We start from the raw sequence: 24,453 nt of genomic DNA on the forward strand, positions 1-24,453 counted from the left end.
TTATTTTTACCCTATGGATAATTTTGTGGTTTATATACTTTTTTCAAAATCCTCTGGTAAAACATACACCGGGATGACCTCCGATTTGATTACTAGGTTCCATTTTCACAACACTAAATCTACCAAAGGATTTACAACTAGATACAGACCTTGGATAGTAATTCATGTTGAGTTTTTCAAATCCAAAAAAGAAGCAATGCTGAGAGAGAAAGAATTAAAAACAGGAAAAGGAAGAGACTGGATAAAACAGTTTCTGCTTCCACATTACAAATTATGAGCAAAGGATTCATATCCGCCGCGGCGGACACGGGCATGCTTGCAGAAGGCAAGTTCAACTCCCTCCCAATCATTATCGGGACTAGCTTACAAAGGCTTTCAGAAAGGGAAGCCTTTTTTATTTTTACCCTATGGATAATTTTGTGGTTTATATACTTTTTTCAAAATCCTCTGGTAAAACATACACCGGGATGACCTCCGATTTGATTACTAGGTTCCATTTTCACAACACTAAATCTACCAAAGGATTTACAACTAGATACAGACCTTGGATATTAATTCATGTTGAGTTTTTCAAATCCAAAAAAGAAGCAATGCTGAGAGAGAAAGAATTAAAAACAGGAAAAGGAAGAGACTGGATAAAACAGTTTCTACTTCCACATTACAAATTATGAGCAAAGGATTCATATCCGCCGCGGCGGACACGGGCATGCTTGCAGAAGGTAAGTTCAACTCCCTCCCAATCATTATCGGGACTCGCTACAAAGGCTTTCAGAAATGGAAGCCTTTTTTATTTTTATCCTATGGATAATTTTATGGTTTATATACTTTTTTCAAAATCCTCTGGTAAAACATACAGCGAGCTAAATCTTCTTCTATTTAGTTCTTTCTGATTCGAATTTCTTAGATGAGTTGATCACTTAAGGCCATGACTTTTGACTAGGAAACTTTCTAGGAATAATTTTCCTATTTTTAGTTGATGACATCTCCCAAAATAAAAGACCCACCTAGCCTACTTTTTGAAAAAATAAAATTTCTTGGTCCTGGCTTCATACTTTCCGCATCCATAGTAGGGTCTGGAGAACTAATAGCAACTACCGTTCTTGGAGCAGAAGGTGGTTTCATCACCTTTTGGGTCATTATAGTAAGTTGTCTGGTAAAAGTTGCTATCCAACTGGAATTTGGGAAAAATGCCATCATCACAGGCAAACCGCTTATGGTTTCTTTTGCCAGCCTCCCAGGACCAAAGAACTGGGCTATCTGGGGAACCTTCGTATTGACTCTTTTTAAAATAGTCCAGGTCGGTGGAATGATAGGTGGAGCTGCCATCGCACTCAATATGCTTTTCCCCTACCTCTCTCCTTACTTGTTAGTATTTATTCTGGGAGTTATTACCAGCCTTTTAATTTTTAAAAACTACTATCATGTAGTAGAGCGAACTTCGATATTGTTAGTTTTTGCGTTTACGCTCTTCACTCTTGCCTCACTGATCGCTGTCAACTTCAGCCCTTATAGTTTTTCTTTAGGAGATATTCTTTCAGGACTTCATTTTGAATTGCCACCTCATTTGATTTTTGTGGCAATCGGTGCATTTGGGATAACAGGAGTCGCTAGCGATGAAATCATAGCCTATACTTATTGGTGCTTAGAAAAAGGGTATGCAACCTACACCGGAGAAAATGATGGCAGTGAAGCATGGAAAACTAGAGCAACAGCTTGGATCAAAATCATGTATCTGGATGCTTTTGTAGCAATGGTAATTTACACCCTCGTGACTGCTTCATTTTATTTGCTAGGTGCAGCTATTCTACATGGAAATGAGCTAATTCCTTCCGGGAATGAATTAATCGAAACCCTTGCAGCTATCTATACGCAAACGTTAGGAGAAAATGCTCGAATCGCCTACCTCACAGGGGCTTTCTTTGTGCTTTATTCCAGTGTGTTTGCTACACTTGCTTATTGGACCCGCTTGTTTCCTGATATTTTCGGCGAATTAGGTTGGATCAATTGGAATAATCTAAAAGACCGTAAAAAATGGGTGGCCATATTGGCATGGGTTTTTCCTTTGTTGTGGGCCTTTACATTTGTTTTTGTCAAGCTTCCCGCATTTATGGTTCTTTTTGGAGGGGTGATAGGGTCAATTCTCTTATTGTTGGTAGTCTATGCTGCAATTCACTTTCAGCAGAAAAACAAAGCTCTTAATTTGGCCTCGGGAACTTTCTCTCAATTCATGTTTTGGATAAGTGTCCTATCTATTGGACTTGTTTCCCTTTATGGTATTATTCAACTATTTTGATTCCTAGGAATCCTATGGAATCAATCCCTCACTTTCTCTAAAACCAAAATAGCATCTTCTTCAAAGGGACTTTCAAATTGTAAATCTCCCATTCCTGACACTCTCCCCGCGTCTAAGTATCTATTGAATTTGGGATCGAACCATTTTGCCTGATAAGCTGTGCCATTCAATGGGAACAACTGCAGTGATTGTTGGACTGGTGTATAAACCAATACCATAGATTGGTCTGCACCTGAAAGAATACTTACAAATTGATTAAATGTGCTGTCCCCCGGCTGATGCCTCAATAAATCGGATGCAGGCTTCAAATTCCACCATTCCAACCCATTGAAAAATTCATTCAAATATCCCATCTGAATGCTTCCATCTAACTCCAAACTTTCTTTCCAACGGCTGACATTTCCAGAAGGGCCATGGTTTTCGATGTCCTCCCCCTCTCTCAGCCAAGGCCAAATCCCATTGGCTCCATAGGTAATTCCTGCCACAGGGGCAGAGAAAATACTCCAATACCATGCATTCCGAAGATCCTGAGCTGTGGCATCCGCACGAATTTCCTCATAAAGAGGCTCTGTGTTGATAAAAGGCAAAGGCCTTAAGTTTGACCAACGTTCAGAAACAGGTCCTTTCGTGATCCAATCCACTGTATTCTGAGCTTTTGAATGAGAAGATTGATAGGTATAAAGATCATACCAACCCTGGTCCTCATACAGATCCCCAATCCAGGAAGTCCCATGCGGGTGTAGCGTGACTAATCCCTGATGCTTTCCTTCTCCAAAAACCGCTGCTCCGATTGTTTTCCAGCGATCTTCCAAGTCTCCATAATACTTCCCATCTCCTCCTAGGTTCCATACCACATGATTTCCCTGATACCTAGCAACAATATATTTCGCCAATAATACCGCTTCCCGTATGGGTAGATAATAACCTGGGCTAAACTCAGTTCCCTGCCCAAATGGCAAGGCCCATAAAACCACAGGTGACACTAACAAACCTTTTTGATTGGCTTCCTCAATTTTCTGGTCAATTCTTTGAAAGAATGTTGGGTTTAGGGTGATTCTTCCTGATCCTGTAAACGCAACCTCTCCTTCTGCATTGGTGGTCCCTCCTCTCCATTGGGTAGTTACCAATTGGATCGTATTGTAGTGGTGAGTGACCCGGTGATTCAGGTAAAAATCCCATTCTTCATCCGTGGATTTTAAAGCGCCATTCCAAGCAGTACCTGCAGTCCAAAAAAATGGAGAGCCATCCAAATGACTTAAATGGTAAGATCCTTTTTGATGAAGGATGGGACCCTTTTGAAACAGATCATGTTCACTATCATTCTCCACACAATCAAATTCCCCTTTTACTCCATGCAAACCTGAATTGCTCTGATCTGAAGAGGAACTTTCAAAAGTCCATAGTCCTAGTTCATCCGGCATAAACCGAACTTTCCATTTGTTTTCTCCATCCCAAAAGCCTCTGACAGTCTTTTCCCTTCCTGATGGAGAGGTAAACGTAATTTCGAAGGAATTGACCTCGTATAGCGGATTTTCATAGCTTTTGGAGCTTATAAATCCTTTTTCAAAGCGATCAAAAATTTTCGTCTGGGCAACCAAAAGTTGAGTGAGGAGAAAAAACAGGATCAAAAAGCAATAAGGTCTTGGGGTCATAGGATATTCATGTAAGTACCAACAACCAAAAGGTAAAAAAAATGCCAATAATTAGCTGGCAGCCAACAAAAAAAGCCTTCCCAAGGGAAGGCTTCTGCAAAATAAGATAGTGCGACCTTATTTTACTCTTTCAACTACAGCTTTAAATGCTTCTGGGTGATTCATAGCTAAATCAGCGAGAACCTTACGGTTCAATTCGATTTCTGCTTTCTTCAATAATCCCATTAATTGAGAGTAAGACACACCGTGCTCTCTAGCACCGGCGTTGATACGCTGAATCCATAATGCTCTGAATTCTCTTTTCTTCGCTTTACGGTCTCTGTAAGCGTACTGAAGTCCTTTCTCGTACTTGTTTTTGGCTACAGTCCAAACATTGCTACCTCTTCCGAAATAACCTCTAGTGGCCTTTAGCACTTTTTTTCTTCTTGCTCTTGACGCTACCGCGTTTACTGATCTAGGCATAGTTTTTTGTTTTTTGACGCTTGGTGTCTCAGTTTACCCGAGATCTTGTGGACCAAAGTGTCTGGTGAATAAATAAACCTTAATTAATTAATTAATGAAACAGGTTGATCAGATTCTCAACATGTCTTTTACTCTACCTTCGTCAGAAGTGTGAACTAGACCAGTTTTGGTTAATTCTCTCTTTCTTTTAGTAGATTTTTTGGTAAGGATGTGGCTTTTAAAAGCGTGTTTCCTTTTGATCTTGCCGGTTCCCGTTAAAGCGAACCTCTTCTTTGCACCTGATTTGGTTTTTACTTTTGGCATTTTGCTGTATTTATTTAGTTGAAATTTATTTCTTTCCTGCCTTCGGTGCAATAAAGATGTTCATACGCTTTCCTTCCATCTTAGGAAGTTGCTCCACCGCCCCATATTCTTCCAGAGCTTGAACAAATTTCAATAAAAGCATCTCTCCTCTTTCCTTGAAAACAATTGTACGACCTACGAAATGTACGTATGCCTTTACTTTTGCTCCTTCTTTCAGGAAGTTGATCGCATGCTTTACTTTGAAATTAAAGTCATGTTCATCCGTATTAGGACCGAATCTAATTTCTTTCAAAACAACCTTCGCTGCATTGGCCTTGATTTCCTTTTGTTTCTTTTTCTGCTCGTACTTAAACTTTGCGTAATCAAGAATCTTACAAACGGGAGGATCAACATTAGGAGAAATCTCTACAAGGTCCAGGTCATTTTCCTGAGCCAGTTTAATTGCTTTGTCAGTGGGTAGCAGCGCATTGCCGCCCTCTACGAATTCACCAACAACTCTTACTTCACGAGCTCTGATTTTCTGGTTTACTTTATAAGGTTCTTCTTGTCTACCTCTATACGGTTGTCTATTGTTTCTCAAGTTTGATTAGGTTGTTTTTATGAAATTGCCTGCAAATATCGGAAATATTTCTAATTAAGAAAAGCACAATCAATTATTAGCTGTTTCTGATCTGCTTAAAGCAGAAGAAATTATTCCCTGAAAATAATTTATAAACTCCTCCGGAGAGTAGTTACCCAGGTCGCCCTGACCATGTTTCCTCACTGAAAGTTTCCGCTCCTCCTTCTCTTTTTCTCCTACAATTAACATAAACGGCACTTTTTTCACCTCAGAATCACGAATCTTTCGACCGATTTTCTCATCACGATTATCAATTGAACCAGTAATTCCTGCTTCATCCAAGATATTCTTGATTTCCTCAGCATAATCTACATACTTCTCAGAAATAGGCAAAATATTAATTTGCTCAGGAGCAAGCCATAATGGGAAATTACCCGCACAATGTTCTATTAAAACAGCAACAAATCTCTCCAAAGAACCAAAAGGTGCTCTGTGGATCATCACCGGTCTATGCTTTTGATTATCCGACCCAATATATTCCAATTGGAAACGCTCTGGCAACTGATAATCTACCTGGATAGTTCCCAACTGCCATTTTCTACCCAATGCATCTTTGACCATAAAATCAAGTTTAGGGCCATAAAATGCTGCTTCTCCCAATTCAGTGACAGTTTCTAATCCTTTTTCAGCAGCTGCTTCAATAATCGCTGATTCTGCTTTATTCCAAGCTTCATCTCCACCAATATATTTGGTAGGATTTTCTGGATCTCTCAAAGAAATTTGAGCAGTATAGTCTTCAAAACCTAATGCATTGAATACATACAACACCAAATCAATGACTTTGATGAACTCATCTTTTACCTGATCGGGTCTACAGAAAATATGAGCGTCATCTTGAGTAAAGCCTCTTACACGGGTCAATCCGTGCAATTCACCACTTTGCTCGTATCTATAAACTGTTCCAAATTCCGCATACCGAATTGGTAATTCTTTATAAGAATGCGGTTTATGCTTATAAATCTCGCAGTGATGGGGACAGTTCATTGGTTTCAACAAAAACTCCTCTCCTTCGTGTGGAGTGGTAATCGGCTGAAAAGAATCCTTTCCGTACTTCTCATAATGTCCAGAAGTCTCATACAAAACCTTATGGCCAATATGAGGTGTAGTCACTTGTTGGTAACCGGATTTATCCTGCGCCTTCTTCATGAAATTAATCAATCGTTCACGCAATAAAGTTCCCTTTGGCAGCCATAGTGGTAATCCCATGCCTACTTTTTCAGAGAAAGTAAATAATTCCAATTCTCTTCCAAGCTTTCTATGGTCTCGCTTTTTAGCTTCTTCCAATAGGGTCAAATATTCCTGAAGTTCCTTGGCTTTTGGAAAAGTCACCCCATAAATACGAGTGAGCATTTTACGGTTTTCATCCCCTCTCCAGTATGCTCCAGCAATATTGGTCAGCTTTACCGCTTTGATAAAGCCAGTATTGGGAATATGAGGTCCTCTACAAAGATCTGTGAAATTCCCCTGCTCATAGAAGGTAATGGAGCCATCTTCCAAGCCTTCCAAAAGGTCCAGTTTGTACTCGTCTCCCTTTTCTTGGTAATAACGTACCGCATCAGCCTTGGAAATATCCTTTCGAATGTATTCATTCTTTTGTCTGGCCAGCTCCACCATCTTTTTCTCAATGGTTTCCAATTCTGCTCCATCCAAGGTTTTATCTCCGAAATCCACATCATAGTAAAAACCGGTTTCGATCGGAGGACCGATACCGAATTTGATCCCTGGATATAATGCTTCCAATGCTTCGGCCAACAAGTGGGCAGAAGAATGCCAAAAAGTATTTTTTCCTTCTAAATCATTCCAGGTCAATAGTTGAATGCTGGAATCCTGATTGATGGGTCTAGTGGCATCCCAAACTTGACCATTTACTTTTGCAGCTAGAACATTTCTGGCTAAACCCTCGCTGATACTGGCAGCAATCTGTAGTCCTGATGTTCCTTTTTCAAACACCTTCACGGAGCCATCCGGAAGGGTAATGTTGATTTGTTGTGACATGTGTGTTTATTCTCTACCCATACAAGAGGGCATTTGGTTTAAGATGCAAATATGCAAAGAGCAGGTGCAACCAAAAAATATAATGGAAAGGAATCCAAAAAAGAATGCTTATTTCTTCACAGTATAAACAAGCAATGCTAATTTTTTTAGTTTTTTTGGTTTAAAAACTCTTCCCTATACTCAAAACTCCAAAAACTGGTGTAAAAACCCAATCTTCCTTTCCTCTTGAGGGAGGTTTATAAAATGGAGTATATCCTATTCGGAAAAAAAATCCTCCTTTTGGATTCTGGTATCTTTAGCCAATTCTAAAAGGAATATATGCTCCAAAAACCGCCTTTTCGATTGTTTCAAATGTTTCCTAGTCAAAATCTTTACTACTGACTAAGTAAGAAGCAACACCAGCCCCAATTCCAAATGATGATTGGACTTACCAAAGAATGTTGTTAGCTCAACAGGTATAACTGGGAGCTGTCTTGTATTAGAACTTGATCCTTCATGCCACATGGAAAACCCAGCACTAGCCTTAAGCTTTAATTTCCCTTTTTCATGGAAAACTCTCCCATAGGTAAAAGTATACTGGCCTGAATTTCCTCCTATTTCAAAAAAAAACTAAGTTTCGATCCATAAATTTATCCGCTTCGATTTAGGCATAGCTTTCAATAAGGATGGTGAAAAATAAAGCACCAATAATGGATAAAAATGGCTTGAATAAAGGTTTTTTATCCTTCTTTAAACTAAAACACTAAAGAATTATCTGAGCACTTATTTTCACGGCAAAAGGCTTCGCTTCAGGATTATCCAAATAGGTCATTCTATGGAAGAAATCTACCCTGAAAAACTTGAAAATATTTTCGATCCCATAACCTAATTCTACATAGGGAACATAAGGGTCCAAACTCCCAAAAGTTTCCAGTGGATTCCCATTTGGATCCCTGTTTGGGCTATTCTCCACGTTTTTATCCTGTACAGATCCATACAAGAAATTAGCATTAGCCACCGCTCTCCATTTCAACTTTTTAATCAATGGAATCTTATTCAACAGAAACCCTTCAAAAAAGTGACGGTACCGTAAACTCAAATACTGGTCTGAGGCAAATTCATTGAAATTCATGGTATTGAAGGCCGCTGAAGTATAAAACAGGGTCTCATTCCCCAAATGGTTTTTCAAAATGGGATAGGGTACTTCTCCAAAGACCTTTCCTGCATCCAGTTCATACCTTGAAACCCCCAGCATCCCCATATTGAGACGCTGATATAGGTAAAAACTCAGTTTATCGTAGGTGATATCCCCTCCCAGCCATCTCAACCCTCTGGCATAATTCAATTGGACTATTGGCCATTTGGAAGGTCCAAATGAAACCCGCTCGTTATCATTGATGATGACGATTTCATCCCTTCCATAACGAAGAGCAAATCTTGCTTCGGTGGTCTCAAATCTTGACCGGTAATCCCGTGTATCCTTATCCAAATAATAGAAATCATACAAGGGTTCAAACTGAGCCACATTGACAGCAGCACTGAATAAAAAACCTTTGAAAAACTCCCGTTGGAAATTCAATTCATGTTTGGTACTCATATATGCACGTCTAAGCGTACCAAACCTACTTGCGGCAAGGAAAATGCTATTCCCTTCCAAACTCGCAATTTCCAACCCTACCTGCTCTATTTCCCGCTGAGATCCCAAACGCATGGTGGTCCAGCGATTTCGATCCAATACCCGGGTTACTGATCCCGTATATTTAAAACGTTTATCTTTAAAACCATAGGCCAAATACCCTTGCAGCAACCATTTATTAGAGAATTTCAGATTAGTTCTACCGCCAACACCTAATCGTATCCCTTCCACATTATTGTAGTTGAAAAAACCTGGCCAGGGACCCAAATCCATTTTACCTACAGGCAAATACCCCGTAGCAAAGAACTTCAGTCCTTCGGTATAAAAACGGATAACCGGAATTCTTTTGAGCGTATCCACCATTTGCAAAACCGCCAATTCTTCCGAACTCAAAGGATCTTGACGATTGGTTCTCCAGAACTCTTCATCGCCTGTGTTAAAATCTTGATTTAGGACCACCGCTTGATTAAAAAAGGAGGTGGGTGCAGGATCATTTAATTTTAAACTGTCGGAAGAAGTGTAAAATTTGGCCAAAAGTCCGGCTGTTTTAGGAGTCACTTGGCCTATTTTAATTTGGATTCTACTTTTGGAAGGAATCAATGGTCCTGGAGGAGTTGGAACTAGTTCCTGTTGAATTTTGATTCGCTCCACAAAGTTTAGATTTGTCTCTTTTGGAATGGTCAGGTCCACCTGCTTGAGTGCATAAGTTTCCTTATTGATCCAAATGGTTCCACTAAATGCTAGATCCTGTTCTCTTCTTGGATATACCTGCAGCATGTAACAACTGTCTTGTCCCACCAAAACCGAATCCATTAAATCATAGTCATAGAAGGCCTTCCAGCCATCTGCAATGGGAGAAACAAAGTCCTTTTCCAGGATACTTAACCAGTTTTTGTAGAAATTATACTCCTGAAACACCGAACCGGTAATCTGAGAAGTGGTAGATCCATCCGTAATCCCAACACCTGTCACCCGGGACTTCTCCACGATTTCTTTCCGTAATTCAGGATTATTTCGGTAATAAAATTTGGAGAGGGTTTCAGAGAAAAATATCGGTAGAATTTTCTCTCCTTCATCATTGGTCAGTTGCTTGATACTATCCAAAACTGCAGTGACTTTACGAACTGACTTTCGTTGGGCAAATTCCTCTGCTACATGGTCTATATCAATTTCTATCTTGGTATAGTTTTTTGTTTCATAAGCAGTTAAAGAACGTTTATCAAAGTATTTCTTCTTTGCTACTGCCTTTCTGATGATCTCAAATGCCGGGTTTTCTCCAGCCTCAAAAACAAATGCTTCCAATTGAAAATCACTTGGCCTCAACTGAAAATTCAAAGTTTGCTCCGCTTGATCTGATAAGGGTTTGGATTGAGTCAAATATCCTATATAGCTCACCACAATGCTATCAGGCAGTGATTTCGCACTCAATGAATAATTCCCTTCAAAATCTGTATTCATCCCCAAAGTAGTCCCTTTCAGGAGTACAGAGGCAAATGGAATGGGATCTCCTGTCTCAGCATCGGTGACCTTACCTTGAACAATGAATTGTGCAGAGGCTTCAGAAAATAACAGGAAGGTGAATAAAAAAAGAAGGTTGCGGATCATTCGTAGTAGAGTTCCTGGCTCAATTTCAATTGCAAGATAAATTCTCTTATCGGAGTAATTGTCCAAGTTTTGTTAAAAATTCACAAGTTGCTTCATTTGATATGAAATGAAGCTCATGAAAATGAGAAATGGGCTTGTATATTTGCCCCATAAATAAACGACGCATGATTTACGACATTGTCATAGTTGGTGGAGGAATTGTTGGATTGGCTACCGGCCTAAAAATCCAAAAATCAAATCCTGCTCTGAAAATTGCCCTCTTGGAAAAAGAAGATCAACTTGCTAAACACCAAACTGGAAACAACAGTGGTGTGATTCATTCTGGTCTGTATTATAAACCAGGTTCGCTGAAGGCAACCAATTGTATCAATGGCTATCATGAATTAATTCAGTTTTGTGAAGAGGAAAAAATCCCTTTCGAAATTACGGGCAAAGTCGTCGTAGCCACCAAGAATGAACAAATTCCTCTCTTAAATAATCTGCTAGAAAGAGGTCTTCAAAATGGATTGAATGGAACGAGATCTATTACGATTGAAGAATTGAAAGAGTATGAACCTCATTGTATTGGTGTAGCTGCTATCCACGTTCCCCAAACGGGAATCGTAGACTATTATAACGTGGCCATTGCCTATGGAAGAAAAATTGTGCAAGCTGGCGGGGAAATATTTTTAAACCATAAAGTCTTAACTATCAATCACAAAGACAATATCAATTACATCGAAACTTCAAAAGGGGAATTTCAATGCAAATTGGTGATCAACTGTGCGGGACTCTATTCAGATAAGGTAGCCCAGATGAATGAGTCAGATCCCATAGATGTTAAAATCATTCCTTTTAGGGGTGAATATTACAAACTGAAAAAGGAGAAAGAATATTTAGTCAAGAATCTCATTTATCCTGTTCCAGATCCTAATTTCCCATTTTTAGGAGTTCATTATACCCGAATGAAAAAAGGAGGCGTGGAAGCTGGACCAAATGCTGTGCTTGCTTTTAAGAGAGAAGGGTATAAGAAATCCCAAATCAATTTAGCCGAATTGGCCGAAAGTTTAGCATGGCCTGGTTTTCAAAAAGTAGCAGCAAAATACTGGCAAACCGGTTTTGGAGAATTGTATAGATCTTTTTCTAAAGCAGCCTTTACCAAAGCGCTTCAAGAATTGATACCCGAAATTCAAGCTTCTGATTTGGAAGATGGAGGTGCTGGAGTACGAGCTCAAGCCTGCGACAGAACTGGAGGTTTACTGGATGATTTTGCCATCAGGGAGTCTGCACATGCCATCAATGTGTTAAATGCTCCTTCACCGGCAGCTACTAGCTCACTATCCATTGGAGGTACTGTTGCTGAACTGGCTTTAAAACGATTTCAGTAAGAAATTTGAAGTTGCTTACACCTGGGTATTCACCGTATCCGGGAAATATCGATTGGCCAATTTCACCATCTCATCTCCTTTTACCAGGTCATGAATACTGATCTCTGAAGTATGGGTATGGCCAGTAGCTCCTAGTAATTCCTGTACGGCATGTACTGTGTTTTTATGGAAGTTATATACCCTTTCGGATTTATCGCTGACCACCAATCCTTTAGTCAGACTTGCCTTTTGAGTTGCAACTCCCGTAGGGCATTCATTGGTATTGCAACGTAAAGCCTGGATACACCCCAAACTAAACATAAACCCACGGGCAGAATTACATATATCCGCTCCCAGAGCAATATTTTTAAGGATAGAAAAAGCAGATATCGCTTTTCCCGAAGCTATAATTCGGATATGCTCTCTTAGATGATATTTTTCGAGAGTACCATTGACAAAAATCAATGACGGTTCCAAAGGAAGACCAACACTGTCTGAGAATTCCAAAGGCGCTGCGCCCGTTCCGCCTTCTGCTCCATCCACGGTAATAAAATCTGGCCAGGTATGTTGGGCGACCATTTCCTTACAGACATTCACAAATTCTTCTGTTCTGCCTATGCAAAGCTTGAAACCAATGGGTTTTCCACCTGAAAGTTTTCTAAGCTTCCCTACAAACTCCACCAATCCTTTAGGACCAGAAAATGCGGTATGAGCAGGAGGTGATAATATGGTCTCTCCAGCTTTAACTCCCCTGATTTGGGCTATTTCTTCTGTGTTCTTTACCCCAGGTAGCACTCCCCCATGTCCTGGTTTGGCACCTTGGGAAAGTTTGATTTCAATCATTTTGACCTGTGGCCAATTCGCCTTTTCCTTAAATTTTTCAGGATCAAAATTGCCTTCCTCATCCCTGCAACCAAAGTACCCTGTGCCAATTTGCCAAACGAGATCTCCTCCTCCTTCACGATGGTGACTACTGATTCCCCCTTCTCCAGTATTATGAAAGAAACCTCCTTTTTTTGCTCCTTTATTTAGTGCCAAAATAGCGTTGGAACTAAGTGAACCAAAACTCATGGCTGAAATATTAAGAATAGAAGCAGAATAAGGCTGGGTACAAAAATCACTTCCAATGAAAATTCTAGGTTCTTCCTCAATAGGCTTCACGGCGTAAATAGAATGGCGTAAGGCCATATATTCTTCACCTCCAAGATCTCTTTGCGTTCCAAATGGATGTGTGTCATTCACATTTTTGGCTCTCCTATAGACCAAAGACCTCAAATTTCTACTAAAAGGTCTTCCATCTGTATTACTTTCTATAAAATATTGTTGGATCTCTGGAGAAATCGCTTCAAACATGTATCTGAAATGCCCAACAATAGGAAAGTTCTTTAAAATCGCATGTTTTTTTTGAAGCACATCATAAAACCCTACCACCAGCAATATCAAAAGAATGGCTAAAAAACTATATCCGAAGCCAAAGAAATAAATTGATAATGCAGTGACAAAAATCAAGATGAATGCTGCCACAAAAAAAAGGGTTCTCATCGGAGTTACATTAATTTATATCAAAACTAACAATTCCAAGTTTAGTATTCACCTATCAAAAAATCAAGCAGCCTTAATTCTGCCCAGGTAAATTCATTTCCCTTCAATAAAAAACCTGTATGTCCTCCTCTATCAGGCATTTCCAAATAGATTTGGGGCTTTTCCTTTGCCAATTCAACAGGGTAACACTCTGGTCCTAAAAGAGGGTCATTTTTTGCATTGATGATTAAGGTGGGAATAGTAATGTCTCTCATCCAATTATCCGCAGATACTGTTTGATAAAAATCGGAAGCATCCTTAAATCCGTGAAGCTTAGCAGTAAAAAAGGTATCAAAAGAATCAAAATCCTGAACCTTCTCAAGCAATTCTAAATTGATCAGCTCGGGGAATTGAGAAGCTTTAGCAGCAATTTTCTTTTTAAGTTTTCCCAAAAATCGCTTTTTATAAAATGTGTTGGACTTCAACTTTAAAGTTGCCGCGCTGGATGGTAGATTACAGGGAGTAGAATAGACTGCTGCTTTTTTTATTTCCTTGGGAAGATCGCTGGATTTTTCCCCTAAATATTTTAAAGTCTGAGCCCCTCCCATACTGATTCCAGTCAAAAAAATATCAGTATAACCTTGTGTTTTTAAGACATGTTGAATAGATGTATCTAAATCATAACTTGCACCATGATGATATAAAATAGGAAGGTCATTGATTTCCCCTCCACAAGTTCTATTATTCCACACCATGACATCTATTTGGTGTTGATTAAACAGCTTTACCAATCCTTTTACATAGTGCCGGTTGGAATCTCCTTCCAAGCCATGTGAAATGATCAAAAGGCAATTAGACCCTACTTTAGACCAATCCAAATTCAAAAAGTCTCCATCCGGAGTATCTATTCGTTCCCGCTCATACTCCACCTCTTTTACCTTTCTATAAAGACTGGGAACAATGGTTTCCAGATGGCCATTAAATAAAAAGGCTGGAGGGCCAGGATAAGTGGAAGGAACAATGGGCATCGTACTAAATAAGAATTTCTTTACAAGAAGTTCATGCTATGGTAATCAATGGTAAAAAGGACCCCATTACATTTGGGCTTTCTTTATAGGGTAAAAATAATTTAAAAAGTGGAGTTGCAGGTGTGACTCCTTTTTTATTTTAAAAGCAGGCTAACATTATAAATTGCATTGTCCAAAAGACTGTTTAATTGAACCACATGGCTTGTAAAGTGATCTGTAAAACCTTCTGACTCTACTATATCTTTTCCGATTTGCATTTCAATGATCAAATCTTCAAACTCAAACATGGCAAGAGTAGGTTTTAACTTATGTCTGATCTGTTGGATTTTCACCTCATCATGTTCTACAAGGCCTTCCGAATAAACCGTTTTTAATTCAGTCAATCCATTATGAATTGCTTTAGTCAATTCAATCTTGAAATCTTCATCTCCGTCTGCGATTTCAAGAATTTTTTGATTTAACTCTGGGTAAAGTTTGATCATAAACTATTATTTACTGATGAGATTCCAGCTAAATAACCTGTGGACCAGGCAGCCTGAAAATTAAAGCCTCCAGTGATCCCGTCAATATTTAAGATTTCTCCGGCAAAGTATAGATTCGGGTGATACCTACTCTCCATGGTATTAGGATTTACCTCTTGTAAAGCTATACCTCCGGCAGTCACAAACTCCTCTTTGAAGGTAGTCTTGCCATCAATTCTCAAAATATGGCAAAAAAGGTTCTGTACCAACTTATTGTACTGCTTTTTACTCAATCCATTGAAAGTTTGGTTCAATTCAATCTCTGATTGACTACAAAGGTACTCCCATAACCTACTTGGAACTTCAAACAAGGGGTAGTTTATCACTTTCCTATTTGGATGAGATTTAGAATAAGTCAATAAATGTTCCAAATACTTGGATTCATTAAAATCTGAATTCCAATTAATTATGGCTCGGGCATGGTATTTTTTTTCATGGAGCCATTCTGCACCAAATGCTGATAATTTTAGGACCGCAGGGCCCGATACCCCCCAATGGGTAATCAATAATGGGCCTTGATAATTCAGCTTAGTTCCTTCAATTTTCACATGCGCATTCGGCATGGAAATGCCCATCAATTTCTTGATCGGTTCCTGAGGCGTATTAAATGTAAATAAGGAAGGAATAGGACTAACTATGGTATGTTTTAGGTTTTTCAGAAATGAATACCCATCCAGTTTAGGATGACCACCTCCAGCCACGATCACTGCATCAAAGGTTAACTCCCCTTGGTTGGTATTCAACGTAAAGGAATTGCCCTGATCCTGTATTGTTTTGATTCCTGTAGAGGTCCTAATTTGAATTCCCAATTGACCCGATTCCTTCAATAAGGCATCAATAATACTTTGAGAATCATCTGAAACTGGAAACATTCTTCCATCTTCTTCAACTTTCAAAGGAACTGAACGCGATTCAAACCATTGGATAGTATCCTCACTTTTAAAATGAGGGAACACCTTCTTCAGGAATTTCTCACCTCTGGGATAATTCTTGACCAATTTGGAGATTTCTAATGGCCTATGGGTCACATTACACCTACCCCCACCAGAGATTTTAACCTTGGATAATAATTTGGGTGACTTCTCGAAAATAGTAACTGAACTTCCTTTTTTACTGGCATGAATAGCAGCAAAAAAACCTGCAGCACCTCCTCCGATAACAGCTATTTTCAATTTTATAATAAATTAAATATAAGTAACTTATGACTATCTTCTTCTACCAGTAAATGAACCTAGGATTCCTCGTGTCAATTCCCGGAAAATTGTTCTTCCTAACTGTCTCACCATGGTGTTCCTACTCAATTCCTCAAATAGAGATTCTTCTTCTTTCGCCCTGGGTCTGGGTTTTGGAATTGTAGGTTTCGGAAGAGCTGCTTTTTCCTGCTCTTTCTCCACTTGATTCAGTTTCTCTTCCAGCATTTCATACGCACTTTCCCGATCCATGTCTTCATTGTACTTCTTAACCAATTCAGATTGATTAACCAAAGAATCTATTTCTTGATTCGTAAGGATATCCATTCTAGAAATAGGCGCTCTCACTAGCGTTTGAGCCAAAGGAGTAGGAATTCCCTTTTCATTCAAAGAAGTGATCAAAGCTTCTCCTATCCCCATTTGGGTGAGCACTTTTGCGGTGTCGTAATATTCGGAATCAGGATAATTTTCAGCAGTTTTAGTAATGGCCTTTCGATCCTTTGCAGTAAATGCCCTTAAGGCATGTTGCACTTTAAGTCCCAATTGACCCAATATGTTTTCGGGAACATCGGTAGGAGTTTGAGTACAAAAATAAACCCCTACTCCTTTTGAGCGGATCAGTTTTACTATAGCCTCGATTTTTTCCAACAAATCTTTTGAAGCAGTAGAAAATACCAAATGGGCTTCATCAATAAACAGGCAGAGTTTTGGCTGATCTGCATCTCCTTGTTCTGGGAAGGTTTCATAGATTTCAGAAAGCAAGCTTAGCATAAAGGTGGAAAACAATTTAGGCGTGCTTTGAATGTCAGTCAATCGAATCACGGATACCACGCCTTTCCCATCTTTTTGCCTTACAAAGTCCTGAACCTCAAAGGACCGTTCACCAAAGAACCGTTCAGCGCCTTGTTGCTCCAGCTCAATGATTTTACGCATGATGGTATTCACTGAAGCAGAGGAAACCTGCCCAAATTCTTTCTTAATGATCTCTTTCCCCTCATTCGAAATGAATTGAAGTACTCTTTTCAGATCCTTCAAATCCACCAGAGGTAGCAAATTCATATCGCAATAGCGAAAAACTACTGCGATTACTCCTTGTTGGGTATCATTTAGATCTAAAATCTGAGAAATCAATACCGGGCCAAATTCAGATACGGTAGCCTTTAATCTTACGCCTTTCTCTTCTGAAATAGACATTAGCTCTACGGGAACTCCACTGGGCTGGTAGTCTACTCCTATTACATCAGAGCGGTTTTGAATAAAATCATTTAATTGCCCCGGTTGGGCCAGTCCCGAAAGATCTCCTTTCAGGTCCATAACCACAGAAGGTACTCCTTTGAGCGAAAGTTGCTCGGAGATCACTTGCAAAGTCTTCGTCTTCCCAGTTCCCGTAGCCCCTGCAATCAACCCATGTCGGTTCATGGTTTTTAAAGGAACCTTCACCTGAGCATGAGGAACAGGATATCCATCTAAAATACCTGTACCTAAAACAATGAAATCCTTTTTATACACCTGACCTTCAGCAAGGAGCTTTTTAAATGCTTCAATTCTACTCATAGGAGATAAGATTAAGGTTCTAAACTACAAAAAAAACCTTGATGCGATCAGCAAAAAGGTTTTCAATAAAATCAAGATGTTTAAAAAACTTAGTAGGTGACTATTGGCTCAAGGGTTTTAGCATGCTCCACATATTGGGCTACTTGAGAGGCTGCAGGTACAGCTCTTGTCAGGCCTTTTTCCTCTTGAGTTTTCACCAAAGCAGCATGTAGGTTTTCAGGATTTCTGTTTCTGAGTTCCTTCACCGTATCTACTCCTGCAGCTTTTAATAATTCGGCGAACTGACTTCCTACTCCATCTATTCTAAATAGGTCAGCCATATTTACCCAATCCAAAATTTTACCTTCAGCGATTCCAGATGCATCGGCAATTGCTTTTCTTCCTGCCTTCGTTGCGCCTTTTTCCAATAAGCCCTCTACTGAGGAAACTCCTGCAGCCGCCAATTTTTCTTTCATTACCGGACCGATACTTTCAATCATTGTGATTGGTTTTGCCATAATCGTTTGGATTAAATTGTTAAATCAATAAAACTAAAATCATATGAAAATAGATAGGTTTAGCAATACATAATGCTAAACTATCTTCTATTCATAAATTAAAAACAATTTTTAATTTACAAAATCCACTTCCTATAAAATGCTATTACCAAACCACTTAGTAAAGATTAACTTTTACTTTTCAAATCATCTATCTTTATTGCTGCATTAAATGATAGATCCGAAAGTGAATACCAAAACATTCTACACCTATACCTTTTTCTTATTATTCCTTTTCCTTTCTTTGGGTTACGGTGCTACCGCGCAAATTGGACCGAATTTAGGGCAAACGGATAGTTGGATGAAAAGTGCAGTGGCAGCTATTGAACGAAGTGATTATGAAACTGCAAATGGCATATTCAGGAACTTAATCGACTCGGGATTACCTCTTCCGGAGGAAATGCCCTATTACTTTGCAGAAACACTTTACCATTTAGGGCAATATGATAACTCAGCGAATTTCCTGAACAAGTATTTAGAACTGTCAGGATTTACTGGAGATCATTACAAAGGCGCTCAGGAACTTCAAAAGAAATTAGAAAGCCCCTTACGTGATATTCAAACTTGCCAGTTGTGTGATAGAAAAGGATACCGCTACAAGGTATGTTTCACCTGTGATGGCAATAAAGAAATCCAACAGGACTGCGATTATTGCAAAGCCAAAGGCGTGGTGGGCTGTAGTAGATGTGGCGGCACCGGCATGATTACTAAAAGAAATATTTTCAATATTGTCGAATACTTCGAGTGTGAGCGCTGCAGTGGAAAAGGAAGACTTACTTGCCCCGTTTGTGAAGGATCTCTAAAAGAAGTCAGCGCCTGCAGGACTTGCGGTGGTTCTGGAAGATTAGCATCTGAGAATTTATGTGATCATCAAGCTGAAGAACCACATGATCATTCCTAGGAAAATGGGAATAGCCTAAAAAAAGAACATAAAAAAACCGGCCCAAGCCGGTTTTATTTTTATTTACAATACTTGTCCATGGCTTCCTGAGCGCCTGGGTATTCCAATGACCTTGCTAATTGGAAATCTTCACAAGAACTTCCAATATTACCAATAGCAACTTTTAACAAGCCTCTATTGTAATAAGCCTGACCAAAATCTTTATCTCTTTTGATCGCATTCGCATAAGAATTCAAAGCTTCTTCGGATTTCCCCATTTGATGCAATGCTCGAGCTTTGATAAAAGAAGCCATTGCCGGGGCACCTGGAACCTCTTCTGCCCTACTTGAATAAAGCAATGCATTGGTGAAATTTTTCTCCTTATGATGTAGATTTGCCAAACTCAATAATACCTGAATATTATTGGGTTCAATTTCCAATGCCCTTTCAAAATCATTTTTGGCCTTTTCAAAATTATTCTGCTCTTCATATGCTCTACCCCTATTGTAAAGCATACGGACATCATTAGGGTTAAACTTCAAGGTTTCGGAATATTCAGAAACAGCTTCCGCGTAATTTCCTGAATTAAAATACTGATCTCCCGGGTTTTCATCCGGTTTGGAACAAGCCCATAAAACCCCTGACAACGCCGCCATCAAAAGGACTTGATTTAACTTTTTCATTTTAGTTGGTTTAAACTGCTACACTATTATCTCTTAGCGCATCATTCAGTGATGTCTTTAGATCAGTAGAAGCTTTTCTCTTTCCAATGATAATTGCACAAGGAACATGATAAGTTCCCGCAGCAAATTCTTTTGGAAGTGAACCTGGAATCACCACAGATCTTTCTGGAACGATTCCTTTATATTCAACAGGCTCTGGACCCGTAACGTCAATAATTTTTGAACTTGCTGTCAATGTAACTCCTGCTCCAATCACCGCCTCTTTACACACTCTGACTCCTTCTACAATGATCGCTCTGGAACCAATAAATGCTCCATCTTCAATAATGACAGGAGCTGCTTGAACAGGCTCTAAAACTCCACCGATACCTACACCACCACTTAAATGAACATTTTTACCGATCTGCGCACAAGATCCTACCGTAGCCCAAGTATCAACCATCGTGCCACCGTCCACATATGCACCAATATTAACATAACTTGGCATCATCACTACTCCACTTGCTAAGTAAGCACCATATCGGGCAACTGCATGAGGAACCACTCTCACTCCTTGCTTGGCATAATTGGTTTTTAAAGCCATTTTATCATGAAATTCAAAAGGCCCAACCTCAATGGTTTGCATCTTTTGAATCGGGAAGTAAAGAATCACCGCTTTTTTTACCCAGTCATTTACCTTCCAACTTCCATCTTCCATTGGTTCAGCAACACGGGTTTGTCCGGCATCCAAATCAGCAATGACTGTCTTTATAGCAATTTGTGTCTCTTTCTGTGTTAATAGTTCTCGGTTTTCCCAAGCATTTTCGATGATGGTTTTCAGTTCCATTATTTTAATTAGTTTCGTTTATGGGTCAAAGCAAAGCCTCTAAAATTCCCGTTTTAATAGCTTCTAGTCTCAAACCTCTCAAAGATACGAGGGCTTGGGAAAAGCTCGGCAATTCACTGCGCGAATCAAACAAATACACCCTAAACATCATAGGATTTTCCTCTAAAATAGAGGAAAGTATAGCCGAAGTCCGGTTTTTCCCTTCACTTTTAAACCGATACTCAACTTGGGAAAGATTTTTCTCACAATTCAGATTCCTAAAAACCTTGGTCCAAACCCGACCAAAAATCTTAATTGTTTGTACCTATGAATATTTGGCATCGGCAGCTTTTTTGAAAGTAATACTGGGATATAAATTGGTCTATGATGTACAGGAAAACTATGTGTTAAACCTGAAACTAAACCCCGATTTATCCAATTTTAGGCGTTCAAACTTTATTAGAATAATACAAAATTTAGAATCCATTAAAGGGGTGGATTATTACTTTTTAGCAGAGGCATGCTATGTCCCACAAATGCCAGAAAAGAAACCCTTTTTAATTTTGGAGAATAAATTTGCTGGTAATTTAGTACCCGGACCAACGCTGGATTACTCTGAAAAAAGAGCCTTTCAATTCCTCATCTCAGGAACGATCACACCGGCTTTTGGGACCATTCAAGGAATTCAATTCTTCAAACAGATCCAAGAAGTATTCCCAAATTCAAGGCTTATAATTATTGGGCACATCCCCTTACATAGCTTCCGAAAAAAGCTGGAAATGGAAGTAGGATCCCACCCTGGAATCGACTTAAAAATAACCGACACTCCGGTAGATCATAATGAGATTGTAAAGGAAATCAGAGCAGCAGATTTTTGTTTGTTGCCCTATCAATCCCATGAAGCAATCTCCTCCAAAATGCCCACCAAACTTTTTGAAGCAATGGCATTGCATACCCCTGTGTTGATCAGTCCCAATGAGAAATGGAAAGCTTTTATAGATCAATATCAGGGAGGCGCCCAACTAGATTTTGATAAGATGGACGCTGCAATTGTTGAATTCTTAGCCGCTATCCAAAGCCCATTTTTTACAAATCAACCAGGAGAAGAAGTTCTTTGGAGTTCCCAAGAAGAACAAATGCTTTCCTGCCTCGAGCAACTTCTATCATTCTAATCTCTTGTGGATATCCACAAAAGTTATCCACTCCACCCCTTCCAATTACACTGATTTCAGAGAAATGGAAACTCCTTTTTTCCCCAGTCTTCACGGAGAAAATCGTCTTTTCCTTGCTTTAAATAATTATTAACACACTATTTTTCAATAGTTTATATTTTTTATTTTTATAGACTAAATTAATTTTTAGACATTCCTAAATTGATAATCACATTAAAAAATAGCTTATCCACAGTCGATTTAGACATAATCAAATATTTATTTAGCTATATCTAAATTATTTTTTACCTTTACCTTAGATAATTTGGAGTACTATGAATATGACTACAGCTGAAGAGAATTATTTGAAGGCGATCTACCACCTGTCTGACGGTGGTAAGAAGAGTGTGTCCACCAATGATGTCGCAGCAGAGATGAAAACCAAGCCTGCCTCCGTCAGCGATATGCTTAGAAAACTAGGAGACAAGGAAGTCATTGAATACAGAAAGTATTATGGAGTAAACATCACCGAAGAAGGAAAAAAACGAGCCCTCCAAACCATCCGGAAACATCGTCTCTGGGAAGTGTTCTTGGTGGACAAATTGCAGTTCGCCTGGGATGAAGTGCATGAGGTAGCAGAGGAACTCGAACACATTCAATCTCCCCTATTGATCCAACGTCTTGATGCTTATTTGAACTATCCCAAATTCGACCCACATGGAGATCCTATACCTGATGAATATGGTGATGTGAGAGCTAGACCAAGAGTAGCATTGAATGAAATGGAAATAGATCAAACTGGGCAAATTGTAGCAGTAAAAGACAGCTCCGCTGCTTTCCTTCGATACCTGGATAAAGTAGGTGCATACATCGGTGCACGAATAAAAGTTTTGGACAAAGTAGAGTTTGATGGTTCTCTGGAAATTCTAGTTGATCAGAAAAAAACACTCTTTATGTCCAAGGATGTAGCAGCAAATATTCTGGCTATTCAATCATGAGAAAAATCCTATTTCTAATACTGCTCTCGATCGGTCTCCTCTCTTGTAAAAGAGAAGATAAAACCCAACGTCAAAAACCCTTGGTAGTAGCCACCACCAGTATTTTGGCAGATGGTATTCGAAACATGTTAGGAGACAAAGCGGATGTCAGAGCATTAATGCCTGCCGGGGTAGACCCCCATTTATACAAGGCTTCTGTCAGAGACCTGGACTTACTCCAAGAGGCGGATATGGTCGTCTATCACGGTTTATTTTTGGAGGGAAAAATGACCGAGATTTTTGAAAAACTTGCTTACAGTCAAAACCTGATCAATGCTGCTGAAAATTTACCTGAGGAGCTATTATTACGGTCAGGCCCTGAAGCACACAGTGTAGATCCCCACATTTGGTTTGACCTGAAAATTTGGTCCATCGCTTTATCCAATACTTCAAAAGCATTAGCGGCATGGAAGCCAGAATGGAAGCAGGAGATTGAACAAAACACGGCACAATACCTGAACGAATTGAAGACATTGGATCAGGAAATCCAATTCAAAGTAGATCAATTAAAATCCAGTAATCAGGCATTAATCACAGCCCATGATGCATTCGCCTATTTTGGAAAATCCTACCAACTTGAAGTTAAAGGATTACAGGGGCTCTCCACCTTAAGTGAACCAGGATTACGGGACCTGACCGGGTTAATTCAATTTATTGTGGACCGAAATATCCACGCAGTATTTGCCGAACAGACCATCTCCCCCAAAGCGATTGAAGCGGTGGTAGCTGGATGCGCCAACCAAAATCATCAAATTGTAATGGCAGGGCCCTTATTCACCGATAGCCTAGATGCCCCTGATACTCCTGCAGGAACCTATATAGGGATGGTGAGATCAAACCTACAAACCATTTATAAAAACCTGAACCCATGATCACACAAGTAGATAACCCAATTCTTGAAATCCATGATTTAATCGTCAGCTACGACCAAAGCCCCGTGCTCTGGAATGTGGATTTAAGCTTACCCTCAGGAAAGCTCATAGGAATTTTAGGCCCCAACGGTGCCGGAAAGTCCACTTTGATCAAGGCGATCATGGGATTGGTCACTCCTAGCAGCGGCTATGTCAAGATATTTAATGAAACACTAGATCAAGTTCGATCGAGAATAAGTTACGTACCCCAACGAGAGTCAGTGGACTGGAATTTTCCAGCTTCTGTCTTGGATGTAGTGATGATGGGTACCTATGGAAAATTGGGTCTATTCAAAAGACCGGGAAAAAAAGAAAAAGACATCGCGTTAAGCTGCCTTGAAAAAGTAGGGATGATGTCTTTTGTAAACAGACAAATATCGGAATTGTCAGGAGGCCAGCAGCAGCGGGTCTTTATTGCCAGAGCCTTGGCACAGGAAGCGGATCTATATTTAATGGACGAACCATTTGCTGGAGTGGACATGTCTACCGAAACAGCCATTTTCCATTTATTACAAGAAATGGCTGCGCAGGGCAAAACCGTGATTGTCGTGCACCACGATATCCATTCGGCCATGAATTATTTCGATTGGATCATCATGTTGAACCTCCATTTGGTAGCTTCAGGACCCAATGAACATGTGATGTCAGAGGAACTCTTACGCAAAACCTATGGTGGAAAATTAAATCTTTTGACCAAGGTCACAGATTTAATCAAACAAAAAGACTTCAACCCATTGAAAAGCTGA

General features: G+C 39.5%; 24 protein-coding genes. 10 read left to right on the top strand and 14 right to left on the bottom strand.

Annotated features, from left to right (window positions below):
- Nucleotides 1–13: 13 nt before the first annotated feature.
- From JYB62_RS04670 to JYB62_RS04685, 4 genes are all read left to right on the top strand, one after another.
- A complete protein-coding gene (locus JYB62_RS04670; RefSeq protein WP_205644256.1) occupies nucleotides 14–277 on the top strand; it encodes a GIY-YIG nuclease family protein in 264 nt (87 codons plus the stop codon).
- A gap of 130 nt (nucleotides 278–407) precedes the next feature.
- Nucleotides 408–671: a GIY-YIG nuclease family protein gene (locus JYB62_RS04675; protein ID WP_205644257.1), complete on the top strand. Its 264-nt coding sequence runs from the start codon at nucleotides 408–410 to the stop codon at nucleotides 669–671.
- Nucleotides 668–808, top strand: a complete 141-nt coding sequence (locus JYB62_RS04680; RefSeq protein ID WP_205644258.1) for a hypothetical protein — start codon at nucleotides 668–670, stop codon at nucleotides 806–808. The genes JYB62_RS04675 and JYB62_RS04680 overlap by 4 nt, the downstream gene beginning before the upstream one ends.
- Nucleotides 809–976: 168 nt before the next feature.
- A complete protein-coding gene (locus JYB62_RS04685; protein ID WP_205644259.1) occupies nucleotides 977–2,293 on the top strand; it encodes an Nramp family divalent metal transporter in 1,317 nt (438 codons plus the stop codon).
- Between the two features lie 20 nt (nucleotides 2,294–2,313).
- On the opposite strand, the gene JYB62_RS04690 is transcribed toward JYB62_RS04685, so the two are convergent.
- From JYB62_RS04690 to JYB62_RS04715, 6 genes are all read right to left on the bottom strand, one after another.
- Nucleotides 2,314–3,945 (bottom strand): apiosidase-like domain-containing protein, encoded by a 1,632-nt coding sequence (locus tag JYB62_RS04690; RefSeq protein ID WP_205644260.1) that lies wholly within the window; start codon nucleotides 3,943–3,945, stop codon nucleotides 2,314–2,316.
- A gap of 117 nt (nucleotides 3,946–4,062) precedes the next feature.
- Entirely contained in the window at nucleotides 4,063–4,407 is a 345-nt protein-coding gene (gene rplT, locus JYB62_RS04695) for a 50S ribosomal protein L20 (RefSeq protein ID WP_026951716.1), read from the bottom strand.
- Between the two features lie 108 nt (nucleotides 4,408–4,515).
- Entirely contained in the window at nucleotides 4,516–4,710 is a 195-nt protein-coding gene (rpmI, locus tag JYB62_RS04700) for a 50S ribosomal protein L35 (RefSeq protein ID WP_205644261.1), read from the bottom strand.
- A 25-nt stretch (nucleotides 4,711–4,735) separates the two neighbouring features.
- A complete protein-coding gene (infC, locus tag JYB62_RS04705; RefSeq protein ID WP_074224012.1) occupies nucleotides 4,736–5,290 on the bottom strand; it encodes a translation initiation factor IF-3 in 555 nt (184 codons plus the stop codon).
- Between the two features lie 69 nt (nucleotides 5,291–5,359).
- Nucleotides 5,360–7,324: a threonine--tRNA ligase gene (gene thrS, locus JYB62_RS04710; RefSeq protein WP_205644262.1), complete on the bottom strand. Its 1,965-nt coding sequence runs from the start codon at nucleotides 7,322–7,324 to the stop codon at nucleotides 5,360–5,362.
- A gap of 742 nt (nucleotides 7,325–8,066) precedes the next feature.
- Complete coding sequence (locus JYB62_RS04715) at nucleotides 8,067–10,544, bottom strand: DUF5686 and carboxypeptidase-like regulatory domain-containing protein (protein ID WP_205644263.1); 2,478 nt, start codon at nucleotides 10,542–10,544, stop codon at nucleotides 8,067–8,069.
- A gap of 164 nt (nucleotides 10,545–10,708) precedes the next feature.
- On the opposite strand from JYB62_RS04715, the gene lhgO reads away from it, so the two are divergent.
- Nucleotides 10,709–11,911, top strand: a complete 1,203-nt coding sequence (gene lhgO / locus JYB62_RS04720; RefSeq protein ID WP_205644264.1) for an L-2-hydroxyglutarate oxidase — start codon at nucleotides 10,709–10,711, stop codon at nucleotides 11,909–11,911.
- 15 nt (nucleotides 11,912–11,926) lie between these two features.
- Here the strand turns inward: lhgO and JYB62_RS04725 are convergent, their stop codons facing one another.
- The 6 genes from JYB62_RS04725 to JYB62_RS04750 all read right to left on the bottom strand — a co-directional run bounded on the left by JYB62_RS04725 (nucleotide 11,927) and on the right by JYB62_RS04750 (nucleotide 18,201).
- A complete protein-coding gene (locus JYB62_RS04725) occupies nucleotides 11,927–13,414 on the bottom strand; it encodes an FMN-binding glutamate synthase family protein (RefSeq protein WP_317194627.1) in 1,488 nt (495 codons plus the stop codon).
- A gap of 59 nt (nucleotides 13,415–13,473) precedes the next feature.
- The gene (locus tag JYB62_RS04730; RefSeq protein ID WP_205644266.1) at nucleotides 13,474–14,439 is read right to left on the bottom strand and encodes a YheT family hydrolase; all 966 of its coding nucleotides are present in this window, start codon (nucleotides 14,437–14,439) and stop codon (nucleotides 13,474–13,476) included.
- A 134-nt stretch (nucleotides 14,440–14,573) separates the two neighbouring features.
- Nucleotides 14,574–14,921: a hypothetical protein gene (locus tag JYB62_RS04735; RefSeq protein ID WP_205644267.1), complete on the bottom strand. Its 348-nt coding sequence runs from the start codon at nucleotides 14,919–14,921 to the stop codon at nucleotides 14,574–14,576.
- The gene (locus tag JYB62_RS04740) at nucleotides 14,918–16,132 is read right to left on the bottom strand and encodes a BaiN/RdsA family NAD(P)/FAD-dependent oxidoreductase (protein WP_205644268.1); all 1,215 of its coding nucleotides are present in this window, start codon (nucleotides 16,130–16,132) and stop codon (nucleotides 14,918–14,920) included. The genes JYB62_RS04735 and JYB62_RS04740 overlap by 4 nt, the downstream gene beginning before the upstream one ends.
- Nucleotides 16,133–16,165: 33 nt before the next feature.
- The gene (locus tag JYB62_RS04745) at nucleotides 16,166–17,704 is read right to left on the bottom strand and encodes a helicase HerA-like domain-containing protein (RefSeq protein WP_205644269.1); all 1,539 of its coding nucleotides are present in this window, start codon (nucleotides 17,702–17,704) and stop codon (nucleotides 16,166–16,168) included.
- 89 nt (nucleotides 17,705–17,793) lie between these two features.
- A complete protein-coding gene (locus JYB62_RS04750) occupies nucleotides 17,794–18,201 on the bottom strand; it encodes a DUF4332 domain-containing protein (protein ID WP_205644270.1) in 408 nt (135 codons plus the stop codon).
- Nucleotides 18,202–18,412: 211 nt separating this feature from the next.
- On the opposite strand from JYB62_RS04750, the gene JYB62_RS04755 reads away from it, so the two are divergent.
- Nucleotides 18,413–19,141 (top strand): molecular chaperone DnaJ, encoded by a 729-nt coding sequence (locus JYB62_RS04755; RefSeq protein ID WP_205644271.1) that lies wholly within the window; start codon nucleotides 18,413–18,415, stop codon nucleotides 19,139–19,141.
- 59 nt (nucleotides 19,142–19,200) lie between these two features.
- Here the strand turns inward: JYB62_RS04755 and JYB62_RS04760 are convergent, their stop codons facing one another.
- On the bottom strand, nucleotides 19,201–19,803 hold the full coding sequence (locus JYB62_RS04760; protein WP_205644272.1) for a tetratricopeptide repeat protein: 603 nt from the start codon (nucleotides 19,801–19,803) through the stop codon (nucleotides 19,201–19,203).
- A 10-nt stretch (nucleotides 19,804–19,813) separates the two neighbouring features.
- Nucleotides 19,814–20,629: a 2,3,4,5-tetrahydropyridine-2,6-dicarboxylate N-succinyltransferase gene (locus JYB62_RS04765; RefSeq protein WP_205644273.1), complete on the bottom strand. Its 816-nt coding sequence runs from the start codon at nucleotides 20,627–20,629 to the stop codon at nucleotides 19,814–19,816.
- Nucleotides 20,630–20,649: 20 nt separating this feature from the next.
- Here JYB62_RS04765 and JYB62_RS04770 point away from each other — a divergent pair, with 20 nt between their 5' ends.
- From JYB62_RS04770 to JYB62_RS04785, 4 genes are all read left to right on the top strand, one after another.
- Nucleotides 20,650–21,780 carry a glycosyltransferase gene (locus JYB62_RS04770; protein ID WP_205644274.1) on the top strand — a complete coding sequence of 377 codons (1,131 nt, stop codon included), beginning with the start codon at nucleotides 20,650–20,652 and terminating at the stop codon, nucleotides 21,778–21,780.
- A 314-nt stretch (nucleotides 21,781–22,094) separates the two neighbouring features.
- Nucleotides 22,095–22,757, top strand: a complete 663-nt coding sequence (locus JYB62_RS04775; protein ID WP_074223998.1) for a metal-dependent transcriptional regulator — start codon at nucleotides 22,095–22,097, stop codon at nucleotides 22,755–22,757.
- On the top strand, nucleotides 22,754–23,668 hold the full coding sequence (locus JYB62_RS04780; protein ID WP_205644275.1) for a metal ABC transporter solute-binding protein, Zn/Mn family: 915 nt from the start codon (nucleotides 22,754–22,756) through the stop codon (nucleotides 23,666–23,668). The genes JYB62_RS04775 and JYB62_RS04780 overlap by 4 nt, the downstream gene beginning before the upstream one ends.
- The gene (locus JYB62_RS04785) at nucleotides 23,665–24,453 is read left to right on the top strand and encodes a metal ABC transporter ATP-binding protein (protein ID WP_074223995.1); all 789 of its coding nucleotides are present in this window, start codon (nucleotides 23,665–23,667) and stop codon (nucleotides 24,451–24,453) included. Before JYB62_RS04780 ends, JYB62_RS04785 begins: the two co-directional genes overlap by 4 nt.

This window comes from Algoriphagus lutimaris (genome assembly GCF_017051705.1).
Taxonomy (GTDB): domain Bacteria; phylum Bacteroidota; class Bacteroidia; order Cytophagales; family Cyclobacteriaceae; genus Algoriphagus; species Algoriphagus lutimaris.